The organism is Variovorax soli (genome assembly GCF_031454625.1).
GTDB lineage: Bacteria > Pseudomonadota > Gammaproteobacteria > Burkholderiales > Burkholderiaceae_C > Variovorax > Variovorax soli_A.
This window is the reverse complement of record NZ_JAVDRF010000002.1, coordinates 634,726-645,693: the sequence shown is the minus strand read 5'-3', so window position 1 is coordinate 645,693 and position 10,968 is coordinate 634,726. Positions and strand designations below refer to the sequence as shown.

The 10,968-nt window shown below is 67.2% G+C and carries 12 protein-coding genes; 8 read left to right on the top strand and 4 right to left on the bottom strand.

The window, feature by feature from the left end:
• A partial coding sequence (locus tag J2739_RS27865) for an ESPR-type extended signal peptide-containing protein (RefSeq protein ID WP_405053844.1) occupies window positions 1-95 on the bottom strand: 95 nt, incomplete at its 3' end.
• Between the two features lie 340 nt (window positions 96-435).
• Between J2739_RS27865 and J2739_RS07025 the strand changes: the two genes are divergently transcribed.
• Entirely contained in the window at window positions 436-1,329 is an 894-nt protein-coding gene (locus J2739_RS07025) for an alpha/beta fold hydrolase (protein WP_309899908.1), read from the top strand.
• Window positions 1,330-1,339: 10 nt separating this feature from the next.
• Here J2739_RS07025 and J2739_RS07020 read toward each other — a convergent pair whose 3' ends face one another.
• Both J2739_RS07020 and J2739_RS07015 read right to left on the bottom strand, forming a co-directional pair.
• Complete coding sequence (locus tag J2739_RS07020) at window positions 1,340-1,942, bottom strand: 2'-5' RNA ligase family protein (RefSeq protein ID WP_309899906.1); 603 nt, start codon at window positions 1,940-1,942, stop codon at window positions 1,340-1,342.
• A complete protein-coding gene (locus J2739_RS07015) occupies window positions 1,939-3,285 on the bottom strand; it encodes an MFS transporter (protein WP_309899903.1) in 1,347 nt (448 codons plus the stop codon). Before J2739_RS07015 ends, J2739_RS07020 begins: the two co-directional genes overlap by 4 nt.
• Window positions 3,286-3,457: 172 nt before the next feature.
• Here J2739_RS07015 and cyoA point away from each other — a divergent pair, with 172 nt between their 5' ends.
• The 7 genes from cyoA (at window position 3,458) to J2739_RS06980 (ending at window position 10,216) form a co-directional block, all read left to right on the top strand.
• Window positions 3,458-4,516 (top strand): ubiquinol oxidase subunit II, encoded by a 1,059-nt coding sequence (cyoA, locus tag J2739_RS07010; RefSeq protein ID WP_309899901.1) that lies wholly within the window; start codon window positions 3,458-3,460, stop codon window positions 4,514-4,516.
• Between the two features lie 65 nt (window positions 4,517-4,581).
• Window positions 4,582-6,585, top strand: coding sequence for a cytochrome o ubiquinol oxidase subunit I (cyoB, locus tag J2739_RS07005; protein WP_309899899.1), 2,004 nt, complete (start codon window positions 4,582-4,584; stop codon window positions 6,583-6,585).
• The gene (gene cyoC, locus J2739_RS07000; RefSeq protein WP_309899897.1) at window positions 6,578-7,216 is read left to right on the top strand and encodes a cytochrome o ubiquinol oxidase subunit III; all 639 of its coding nucleotides are present in this window, start codon (window positions 6,578-6,580) and stop codon (window positions 7,214-7,216) included. The genes cyoB and cyoC overlap by 8 nt, the downstream gene beginning before the upstream one ends.
• Window positions 7,213-7,593 carry a cytochrome o ubiquinol oxidase subunit IV gene (cyoD, locus tag J2739_RS06995; protein ID WP_309899895.1) on the top strand — a complete coding sequence of 127 codons (381 nt, stop codon included), beginning with the start codon at window positions 7,213-7,215 and terminating at the stop codon, window positions 7,591-7,593. The genes cyoC and cyoD overlap by 4 nt, the downstream gene beginning before the upstream one ends.
• Window positions 7,590-8,408 carry an SURF1 family protein gene (locus J2739_RS06990; protein WP_309899894.1) on the top strand — a complete coding sequence of 273 codons (819 nt, stop codon included), beginning with the start codon at window positions 7,590-7,592 and terminating at the stop codon, window positions 8,406-8,408. The genes cyoD and J2739_RS06990 overlap by 4 nt, the downstream gene beginning before the upstream one ends.
• On the top strand, window positions 8,377-9,684 hold the full coding sequence (locus J2739_RS06985; protein ID WP_309899892.1) for an ATP-binding protein: 1,308 nt from the start codon (window positions 8,377-8,379) through the stop codon (window positions 9,682-9,684). The genes J2739_RS06990 and J2739_RS06985 overlap by 32 nt, the downstream gene beginning before the upstream one ends.
• The gene (locus J2739_RS06980) at window positions 9,674-10,216 is read left to right on the top strand and encodes a response regulator transcription factor (RefSeq protein ID WP_309899890.1); all 543 of its coding nucleotides are present in this window, start codon (window positions 9,674-9,676) and stop codon (window positions 10,214-10,216) included. Before J2739_RS06985 ends, J2739_RS06980 begins: the two co-directional genes overlap by 11 nt.
• 26 nt (window positions 10,217-10,242) lie before the next feature.
• On the opposite strand, the gene J2739_RS06975 is transcribed toward J2739_RS06980, so the two are convergent.
• Window positions 10,243-10,917 carry a protein-L-isoaspartate(D-aspartate) O-methyltransferase gene (locus tag J2739_RS06975; RefSeq protein ID WP_309899888.1) on the bottom strand — a complete coding sequence of 225 codons (675 nt, stop codon included), beginning with the start codon at window positions 10,915-10,917 and terminating at the stop codon, window positions 10,243-10,245.
• Between the last annotated feature and the right edge of the window lie 51 nt (window positions 10,918-10,968).

The window sequence follows — 10,968 nt, the reverse complement described above, 5'->3', positions numbered from 1 at the left end:
CCCAAGGCCTTGCCTGCGGCCATGGCCGTCTCCTGCACCACCATGCGCAGGCCGCGCGCGGCGTTGAAGACGATGCGGTGAAGATGCTTGTTCATTGTTGTTGTTCAGAAAAAGCGCGGCACCCGCCGCGGCGCCGAATTCTGGTTTTGAATCGCGCGGCGCAGATTTCGGCGCGACATTTCCTCAGATTCTTTTCAGCGCTACGGCGACCTCCCAAACCGAGGTTTATTGACAACCGGCACAAAGCTTCTTCACTAAGGGCTGTGCAGAACCGCCCCACGATTCCCCCGGCCGGCCGCTGGCCACGCAGCAATTCCGCTTCGCGCGCGGCCACGATGGCGTGCGCCTGGCCTATGCGTTCTCCGGCCAGGGCCCGCTGCTGATCAAGGCCGCCACCTGGCTCTCGCACCTCGAGTTCGACTGGGAAAGCCCAGTGTGGCGCCACCTGCTCGACGGGCTGTCCGCCCATGCCACATTCGTGCGCTACGACGAACCCGCTGCGGCCTGTCGGACCGGGAGGTCGAGGATCTGGGCTTCGACTACTGGCTGCCCGACCTCGAGACCCTGATCGAAGCGCTGGGCGCCGAGCGCTTCGGCCTGCTCGGCATCTCGCAGGGTGCCTCCTTCGCCATCGCCTGCGCGGCGCGGCATCCGGAGCGGGTGAGCCACCTGGTGCTGCATGGCGGCTATGCGCGCGGCCGCCTGGTGCGCAACCCCACGCCCGAGCAGCGCGAGGAGGCCGAGATGATGCGCAAGCTCGCCGAGTTGGGCTGGGGCAAGCAGGAGGCCGGCAACAAGTACGTGCGGAGCCCGAAGAGGCCGCTCAAAACAGCACGCGCGCTGCACAATGGGCGGATGAACTCCGCCCGACTCCTCCTCGCCTCCGCGGCGTTGGCCGCGGCTTCCCTTCATCCGGCCTTTGCGGCCGACAGCGACTCCACGCCGCCCGCGCTGAAGCTTGCAGCGGCCCGCTCGCAGATCGAGGCCAAGAACTGGTCACGCGCCATCGCCGAGCTCGAGCAGGTCAACGACCCGGGCAGTGCCGACTGGAACAACCTGATGGGCTACAGCCTGCGCAAGAGCAAGACTCCCGACTATGCGGCGGCCGAGCGCTTCTACGACACGGCGCTGCGCATCGATCCCAACCACCGCGGTGCGCTCGAGTATTCCGGCGAGCTCTATCTCATCCTCGGCAACCTGCCGAAGGCCGAGGAGCGCCGCGAACGGCTGGCGCGCCTGTGCGCCCCACCCTGCGAGCAACTCGAGAAGCTCAGCAAGGCCATCGACAACTACAAGGCGGCCGGCAACAAATACGTGCCCGAGGAGTAGCGTCCGCTCCTCAGCCGTGCAGAGGCCAGCGCGCCAGCACCTCGTGGCGGCCTTGGCCGATCAGGCTGCGCACCAGCACGAAGTCGTGCGCAGTCCAGCCGATCGGCTCGATGGGGCGCGGGGCCACGTGCGTGTCGTCGTACAGCAGCGTGAGGTGCGGAATGTAGGGGGCCGCGTCGCCGTGGCCTTCACCGGCGCGGGCCATGGTCTTGACGAGCGCCTGCTGGAAGGCCTTGGCCGCGATCACGCCCTCATCGCCCAGCAACACCAGGGGCATGTTGCGCGGCCTGCGGGCGATGCTTCCTGCGCGGTCGAAGGCGAGCTTGAACGAGGGGATGACGGTCAGGGCCTCGACCGCTGCGCAGGCCGCGTCGATCACATCCCTGGGGAGCCCCGGAAAGTTGCCCAGGAGGTGCAGGGTGACGTGGAAGCGCGAAGCCCCGAGCGCCTTGCCCCTGAGGCCGAGTTCGCGACGAAGCGCATCGACCAGCCGCTCGATGCGCGCGAGGGCCGGCGCATCCGGCAGCAGCGCGAAGAACAGTCGGTCGGTGTTCGGCGGCGCGGGCGCGGCGCCTTCCTGCGAAGGCTGCCGCGCGCCCCGCGCCGGCGTCACGATTCGTCGCCGCGCGCCTCGAGCGCCCGGTTGATGCTCAGCGCCGCCAGCGTGCAGGCAGCGCCGGAGAGCAGGTAGACGCTGACGTAGGCGAGCCCGAAGTTGGCCGACAGGCCCAGCGCCACCAGCGGCGCGAAAGCGGCACCGATCAGCCAGGCGAGGTCTGCCGTGAGCGCAGCGCCGGTGTAGCGGTACTTGCGGATGAAGTTCGACGTGACGGTGCCGGATGCCTGGCCATAGGACAGGCCCAGCAGCACGAAGCCGACCAGCATGAACACGTTCTGCCCCAGCGTTCCGCCGCCCAGCAGCGTGGGCGCGAAGCCGCTGAAGACGGCGATCATCACGGCCAGGGTGCCCAAAGTGCGGCGCCGCCCCACGCGGTCGGCGATCCAGCCCGAAGCGACGATGCCGCCGGCGGCGAGGAATGCGCCGACGACCTGGATCATGAGGAACTGGGTGATGGACTGGTCCGAGTAGAGCCGGATCCACGACAGCGGGAAGACCGTGACCAGGTGGAACAGCGCGTAGCTCGCCAGGGCCGCGAAGGCGCCGATCAGGAGGTTGCCGCCCTGCGTGCGAACCAGCTCGATCACGCTGGTGGGCTCCAGCTCGCCTTCTTCCATCAGCTCTTCGTATTCGTGCGTGACCACCAGGCGCAACCGCGCGAACAGGGCCACGACGTTGATCGCGAAAGCCACGAAGAAGGCGTAGCGCCAGCCCCAGGCCAGGAAATCGTCCAGCGACAGGCTGGCATACAGGAAGGCGAACAGGCCGCTCGCGACGACGAAGCCCACCGGCGCGCCCAGTTGGCCGAGCATCGAGTACCAGCCCCGGCGGTTCGGCGGCGCGTTCATCGCGAGCAGCGAGGGCAGCCCATCCCACGAGCCGCCGAGCGCCAGTCCTTGCCCGATCCGCAGGACCGATAGCAGCACGATGGACAGCAGGCCCGCGCTCTCGTAACCGGGCAGGAAGGCGATGCCCACCGTGGAGGTGCCCAGCAGAAAGAGGGCCATGGTCAGCTTGGTGGCGCGCCCCCAGCGGCGCTGCACGTGCATCGAGATCACCGTGCCGATCGGCCGCGCAATGAATGCGAACGAAAAGATGACGAAGGCGTAGAGTGTGCCCTCCAGCCGCTGCTCGAAGGGAAAGAAGAGCGCCGGAAACACCAGCACCGAAGCGATGCCGTAGACGAAGAAGTCGAAATACTCGGAAGCACGGCCGATGACCACGCCGACTGCGATTTCGCCGGGCGCGACCTTGGAATGGTCGGCGGTGATGAGCCGTGCGTCCCTTTCGAGGGATTCGGACGAGGGTTCGGGATGGGTATGACTGATGCTTGACATCGCGGTGCTACGGGTGAGGGAGCCTTGCAGGAATCGATGAGGGTCGCATCAGATGCAGTTTTGCGCCATAGGACAAAACGTCCAATCGCCAAGCGCGCCCGATGGGGATACATTTTGCGCGCATTGGCCATCCGCGTTCCCCCGCGGCGCGCACTTTTCTTCCCATCCTGGCATGCCACTCCTCTCCATCCTTCGCCGGTCGGCCCTGCTCGTTCTCGCCCTGCTGCTGGCGGGCTGCAACATGGTGGTGCTGAATCCCTCCGGCGACGTGGCCGCGCAGCAGGGCCGGCTGGTCGTGATCTCAACGCTGCTGATGCTGCTGATCATCGTGCCGGTCATCGCGCTGATCTTCCTTTTCGCATGGCGCTACCGGCAGTCCAACACCGAGGCGACCTACAAGCCGGACTGGGACCATTCGACCCAGCTGGAGCTGGTGATCTGGGCGGCGCCGCTGCTGATCATCATCGCCCTGGGCGCCCTGACCTGGATCAGCACCCATACGCTGGACCCTTATCGGCCGCTCGATCGGATCACCAAGGGCCGCCAGCTGCCTGAAGGCACGCAGCCGCTCGTGGTCGAGGTGGTGGCGCTCGACTGGAAATGGCTGTTCTTCTACCCCGAGCAGGGCATCGCCACCGTGAACGAGATGGCCGCGCCGGTGGACCGGCCGATCCAGTTCAAGATCACGGCCTCCTCGGTGATGAATTCCTTCTACGTGCCCGCACTGGCCGGGCAGATCTACGCCATGCCCGGCATGGAGACCAAGCTGCACGCGGTCATCAACCAGGCCGGCGAATACGAGGGCTTCTCGGCCAACTACAGTGGCGCCGGCTTCTCGGACATGCGCTTCAAGTTCCACGGCCTGCAGGGCGCCGATTTCGACCAGTGGGTACAGAAGGCCAAGGCCGAAGGCAAGACGCTCGGCCGCAGCGACTACCTGCAGCTCGAGCGCCCCAGCGAACGCGAGCCCGTGCGCCGCTACGCCAGCGTGGCGCCCGGCCTGTACGACGCCATCCTCAACCGCTGCGTGGAGCCCGGCAAGATGTGCATGCGGCAGATGATGGCGGTCGATGCCAGCGGCGGCACCGGCAAGGCCGGCCTCTCGCCCCTGGCCATCACCGAGGTCCCGCGCGGCGAGCAGCAGTTGCCGATGCGCACCGTCGCCGCCGAGATCTGCACTGCCGACAATCCGACCGGCGCCCCGTTGCCGGCGCGCACGGCACTCCAGTAACCCACCCAATCGATCACAGATTCCAGGCGCGGCCCCGGGCGGCGCTTCACTCCTAGGTATCCGCGATGCCCGACCACCCCGACCTGACCCAGCTGATCTTCGGACGCCTCACCTGGGAGGCCATTCCCTACCACGAGCCCATCCTGGTGGCGACCTTCATCGCCGTCGTGCTGGGTGGCCTCGCACTGGTGGGCGCCATGACCTACTTCCGTGTCTGGGGCACGCTGTGGCGCGACTGGATCACCAGCATCGACCACAAGAAGATCGGCATCATGTACATCGTGCTCGGCCTGGTGATGCTGCTGCGCGGCTTCTCGGACGCGATCATGATGCGGCTGCAGCAGGCCATCGCCTTCGGCGACTCCGCGGGCTACCTGCCGCCGCACCACTACGACCAGGTCTTCACGGCGCACGGCGTGATCATGATCTTCTTCGTCGCGATGCCGCTGGTCACCGGACTCATGAACTACGTGGTGCCGCTGCAGATCGGCGCGCGCGACGTGGCCTTCCCCTTCCTGAACAACTTCAGCTTCTGGATGACCACCATGGGCGCGATGCTGGTGATGGCATCGCTGTTCATCGGCGAATTCGCCAAGACCGGCTGGCTGGCCTACCCGCCGCTGTCGGGCATCCTCTACAGCCCGGACGTCGGGGTGGACTACTACATCTGGTCCCTGCAGATCGCGGGGGTCGGCACCTTGCTCTCCGGCGTGAACCTGATCGCGACCATCGTCAAGATGCGCGCACCCGGCATGACCCTGATGAAGATGCCCGTCTTCACCTGGACCTCCCTCTGCACCAACGTGCTGATCGTGGCGGCCTTCCCGGTGCTGACCGCCGTGCTGGCGCTGCTGTCGATGGACCGCTACGTCGGGACGAACTTCTTCACCAACGAGCTCGGCGGCAATCCGATGATGTACGTCAACCTCATCTGGATCTGGGGCCATCCGGAGGTGTACATCCTGATTCTTCCGGTGTTCGGCGCGTTCTCGGAAATCGTGTCCACCTTCAGCCGAAAGCGCCTGTTCGGCTATGCGTCGATGGTCTATGCGACCGTGGTGATCACCATCCTGTCGTACCTGGTGTGGCTGCACCACTTCTTCACCATGGGTTCGGGCGCGAGCGTGAACTCCTTCTTCGGCATCACCACGATGATCATCTCGATCCCGACCGGGGCGAAGATCTTCAACTGGCTGTTCACCATGTACCACGGCCGCATCCAGTACGAGGTGCCGATGCTGTGGACCATCGGCTTCATGGTGACCTTCGTCATCGGCGGGATGACGGGCGTGCTACTGGCGGTGCCGCCGGCCGACTTCGTGCTGCACAACAGCCTGTTCCTGATCGCGCACTTCCACAACGTGATCATCGGAGGCGTGGTGTTCGGCGTGTTCGCAGCCATCACCTACTGGTTCCCCAAGGCCTTCGGCTTCAAGCTCGACCCGTTCTGGGGCAAGGCCTCCTTCTGGTTCTGGCTCACCGGCTTCTACTTCGCCTTCATGCCGCTGTACGTGCTGGGGCTGATGGGCGTGACGCGCCGCCTGAACCATTTCGAGGACCCTTCGCTGCGGATCTGGTTCCTGATCGCCGCCTTCGGCGCGGTGCTGATCGCACTGGGCATCCTCTGCTTCATCATCCAACTGGTGGTGAGTTTCATGCGCCGCGAGGCGCTGCGCGACACCACCGGCGACCCTTGGCACGGCCGCACGCTGGAGTGGTCGACCTCCTCGCCGCCACCGGCCTACAACTTCGCCTTCACGCCCCGCATCCACGACAACGACGCGTGGTGGGACATGAAGCAGCGCGGCTACGAGCGGCCGCTGGAAGGGTTCGCGCCGATCCACATGCCGAAGAACACCGCCGCCGGCTTCGTGCTGGCCGCCATCAGCGGGGTCATGGGCTTCGCGCTCATCTGGCACATGTGGCTGATTGCGGGCGTGTCCTTCGCCGCGCTGATCCTCGCGGCCATCGTCCACACCTTCAACTACAAGCGCGACTTTCACATTCCGGCGGACGAAGTCGTCCGCACCGAAGCAGCCCGCACCCGACTGATGGCCGGCCATGTCTGAGATCACCGCCCCCTCCCCTCGCGCCGCGGCAGCCGCCGCGCACGCGCACTTCCACTCCTTCGACGAGCACCATCCCGAGAACGGCACGCTGCTGGGCTTTTGGCTCTACCTGATGAGCGACTGCCTGGTGTTCGCCTGCCTGTTCGCGATGTACGGCGTGCTGGGCCGCAGCTATGCGGCGGGACCCTCGGGCGCCGATCTGTTCGAGCTGCCGCTGGTGGCGCTCAACACCTCGCTGCTGCTGCTGTCCTCCATCACCTACGGCTTCGCGATGCTGGAGATGCTGAAGAAGCGCGTCGGCGCAACGCTGGCCTGGCTGGCCATCACCGGCTTGCTGGGCGCCGGCTTCATCGGCATCGAACTGTACGAGTTCGCGCACCTGATCCACGACGGCGCGGGCCCGCAGCGCAGCGCCTTCCTGTCGTCCTTCTTCACGCTGGTGGGCACGCACGGGCTGCACGTCAGCTTCGGCATCATCTGGCTCATCACGCTGATGATCCAGGTCGGCAAGCACGGGCTGATCCCCGAGAACCGCCGGCGCCTGCTGTGCCTGTCGATGTTCTGGCACTTTCTTGACGTCGTGTGGATCGGCGTCTTCACCTTCGTCTACTTGATGGGAAGCCTGAAATGAGCGCAGCGCACGACGTTCACGACCACGACCCGCACGTCGAAGAAGACCTGCACATCAGCCTCAAGGGCTACATGACGGGTTTCATCCTGTCGGTGATCCTCACCGCCATTCCCTTCTGGCTCGTCATGGGCAAGGTGTTCGACAGGCCCGGCACGACGGCCATCGTCATCCTCGCCTTCGCGGCTGTGCAGATCGTGGTGCACATGGTCTACTTCCTGCACCTGAACGCCCGGTCGCAGGGCGGCTGGAACATGCTGGCGCTGATCTTCACCATCGTGCTGGTGGTGATCACGCTGAGCGGCTCGCTGTGGGTGATGTTCCACCTCAACAACAACATGATGCCGGCATCCATGCACGAGATGCGCAACATGCCTTGAGCCGGACGCTGCCCGACCCGAACCGGGGACCGCGTTCCACGCCGGCGCTGGCGCTGCTCGCCCTCGCCGGCGTTCTTCTTTTCGCGCTGTTCGCGGTGCTGGGCGCATGGCAGCTCGAGCGCAGGGCTTGGAAGCTGGCCCTCATCGAACGCGTGGTGGCACGCGTGCACGCTCCGCCGGTCGATGTGCCCGAGCCCGCGCGATGGCCACACATCAGCGCAGCCGGCGACGAGTACCGGCACGTGCGGCTCGCGGGCGTCTTTCTCCACGAGCGCGAGACCCTGGTGCAGGCCTCGACCACGCTGGGCCCTGGCTATTGGGTGCTGACGCCGCTGCGCACCGCGCAGGGCCCGGTGGTGTTGGTCAACCGCGGCTTCGTTCCGCCCGAGCGGCGCGAGCGTGCGACGCGCAGCGCCGACGAGCCCGCCGGCGAGGTGCGCCTCACCGGACTGCTGCGCATCAGCGAGCCCGGCGGCGGCTTCCTGCGCCGCAACGACCCCGGCGCCGATCGCTGGTTCTCGCGCGACGTGCAGGCCATCGCTGCGGCGCGCGGGCTGGCGGACGTCGCCCCCTTCTTCGTGGACGAGGACGCTCCGCCGCCGTCCGCGGGCGCCGAGCCGCGCTGGCCCGTGGGCGGCCTGACGGTGATCGCCTTCCACAACAACCACCTGGTCTACGCCTTCACCTGGTTCGCGCTGGCGCTGGGCGTGTTGCTGGCTGCCTGGCTGGTGACGCGCGCGGAGCGCCGCCTGCGCAGGGCGCGCGCCCTGGGCGAGGACCACGATGGAAAAGCCCGCCATGCAGCCGCTGAGTGAAGCCGACGCCACGGGCCTGAAGAACATGCAGCAGCTGATCCAGCTGCGCTGGATCGCGGTCGTCGGCCAGGTCGCGACCATCCTTGTCGTCCACTTCGGTCTGGGCATCCGGCTGCCGCTGGAGCCGATGCTGGGCGCGCTGGGCTTCCTCGCCATCTTCAACCTGGTCAGCCTGTGGCGCTGGGATCGCCACGAGGACGTGACGGACCTGGAGCTCTTCGTCGCGCTGCTGGCCGACGTCGGCACACTGACCGTCCAGCTCTACCTGAGCGGCGGCGTCACCAATCCCTTCATCTTCCTGTTCCTGCTGCAGGTCTGCCTGGGTGCGGTGCTGCTGGGGCCGGTCTACATTCGCACCCTGATTGGCGTGACGGTGGCCTGCTTCGTCGGGCTGATCCTGTTCCACCGGCCGCTGGCGCTCGCGCCGGACAACAGCCGCGGCCTCGCCAGCCCGTACATCCAGGGCCTGCTGTTGTGCTTCGCGCTCAACGCCGCGCTGCTGGCCATCTTCATCGCCCGCATCAACCGCAACCTGCGCGCGCGCGACGCCCGCCTGGCCGACCTGCGCCAGCGCGCCGCCGAGGAGGAGCACATCGTGCGCATGGGCCTGCTGGCTTCGGGCGCAGCCCACGAGCTCGGAACGCCGCTGGCCACGCTGGCGGTGATCCTCGGCGACTGGCAACGCATGCAGCCCTTCGCCGCCGAGCCCGAGCTGCGCCAGGAGATCGAGGAGATGCAGGCCCAGGTGGCGCGCTGCAAGACCATCGTCACGGGCATCCTGCTGTCGGCCGGCGAGGCGCGCGGCGAGGCGCCGGCCCAGACCACGGTCAACGCCTTCCTGGACGAGCTGGTGGCCGAATGGCGCGCCACCCGATCGATCGAAGCGCTGGCCTATTCGAATGCCTTCGGCGACGATGTGGCCATCGTCTCGGATCCGGCCTTGAAGCAGACCATCTACAACGTGCTCGACAACGCGCTGGAAGCCTCGCCGCGCTGGGTCGGCCTGGAGGCGGCGCGCGACGGCGACTGGCTGCGCCTGACCGTGACCGACGCCGGCACCGGCTTCGCCCCCGAGATGCTGGCGCAGTTCGGCAAACCCTACCAGTCGAGCAAAGGGCGGCCCGGCGGCGGGCTCGGCCTGTTCCTGGTGGTCAATGTCGCGCGCACGCTGGGCGGCAGCGTGTCGGCGCGCAACCGCCCCGAAGGCGGCGCCGCCGTGACCCTGCGCCTGCCGCTGGCCGCGATCACGCTCGAGGAGGTGGGCCATGGAAGCTGATGAGCAACGGCTGCTGCTGATCGTCGAGGACGATGCGGCCTTCGCGCGCACGCTGAGCCGCTCCTTCGAGCGCCGCGGCTACGAGGTGCTGATGGCCGCCGATGCCGGGCAGGTGACGGCGCTGCTGAAAGATCATTCGCCCGGCTATGCGGTGGTCGATCTCAAGCTGGCGGGTGGTGCCTCCGGCCTGGCCTGCGTGCAGATGCTGCACGAGCACGACCCCACGATGCTGATCGTGGTGCTCACCGGCTACGCCAGCATCGCCACCGCGGTCGAGGCCATCAAGCTGGGCGCCTGCCACTACCTGGCCAAGCCCTCCAACACGGACGACATCGAGGCCGCCTTCGGCCGTGCCCAGGGCGACGCGGAGGTGGCGCTGACCGAGCGTTCCACCTCGATCAAGACGCTGGAATGGGAGCGCATCCACGAGGTGCTGGCCGAGACGGGCTTCAACATCTCGGAGACTGCCCGGCGCCTGGGCATGCACCGGCGCACGCTGGCGCGCAAGCTGGGGAAGCAGCAGGTCAAGTAGCCGGCCGGCTCGCCGAGTGAACAGGTTCACTCGGCCTCGGTGTCCTCCAGCGTCGAGAACAACACCTGAAAGATCTCCCGTGTCGAGATGGCGCCGTCATCGTCCTTCTCGACCAGCAGCAGCTGCTGCGCCTCCGGCAGGCCGGCGGGGATCACCATCCGCCCACCGGGCTTGAGCTGGTAGATGAGCGCCGGGGGGATCAGCTCCGGGGCGGCGGTGACGATCACGCGGTCGAACGGCGCGCGCTCGGGCCAGCCGTGGCAGCCGTTGCCGATCTTGACCTCGACGTTGGCGCAGCCCTGCCGGGCCAGCCGCTGGCGCGCCTGCCGGGCCAGCTCCTCGATGAGCTCGATGCTGTAGACCTGCTGCGCGAGCTCCGACAGGATCGCCGACTGGTAGCCCAGGCCGGTGCCGATCTCCAGCACGGTGTCGGTCGGCCGCACGCGAAGCAGGTCGGTCATCACCGCGACGATGAAGGGCTGCGAGATGGTCTTGCCGTAGCCGATCGGCAGCGGCGTGTCGACATAGGCGTAAGGCCGCAGCTCGATCGGCACGAAGACATGGCGCGGCACCTTGGCCAGGGCCTCCATGACCCGCCCGTCGAGGGCCGCCTTGCCCAGGTACGTGGTCGCGAAGATGGTCTTGGCGGCGATCTCGGCGAGCATGCGCTGATGCAGGGTCGTGAAATCCGGTTCGCTCATGATGCCTCCTCGAGGCGGCGGTGCCGACGATCCCGATCCTACGCTTGCGCG

Excerpts from the sequence above, each read along its gene's own strand:
- J2739_RS06980 (WP_309899890.1), top strand. The coding sequence starts at position 9,674 with ATGGAAGCTGATGAGCAACGGCTGCTGCTGATCGTCGAGGACGATGCG.
- J2739_RS06985 (WP_309899892.1), top strand. The coding sequence starts at position 8,377 with ATGGAAAAGCCCGCCATGCAGCCGCTGAGTGAAGCCGACGCCACGGGC.
- cyoD (WP_309899895.1), top strand. The coding sequence starts at position 7,213 with ATGAGCGCAGCGCACGACGTTCACGACCACGACCCGCACGTCGAAGAA.
- cyoC (WP_309899897.1), top strand. The coding sequence starts at position 6,578 with ATGTCTGAGATCACCGCCCCCTCCCCTCGCGCCGCGGCAGCCGCCGCG.
- J2739_RS06975 (WP_309899888.1), bottom strand. The coding sequence starts at position 10,917 with ATGAGCGAACCGGATTTCACGACCCTGCATCAGCGCATGCTCGCCGAG.
- cyoB (WP_309899899.1), top strand. The coding sequence starts at position 4,582 with ATGCCCGACCACCCCGACCTGACCCAGCTGATCTTCGGACGCCTCACC.
- J2739_RS07015 (WP_309899903.1), bottom strand. The coding sequence starts at position 3,285 with ATGTCAAGCATCAGTCATACCCATCCCGAACCCTCGTCCGAATCCCTC.
- cyoA (WP_309899901.1), top strand. The coding sequence starts at position 3,458 with ATGCCACTCCTCTCCATCCTTCGCCGGTCGGCCCTGCTCGTTCTCGCC.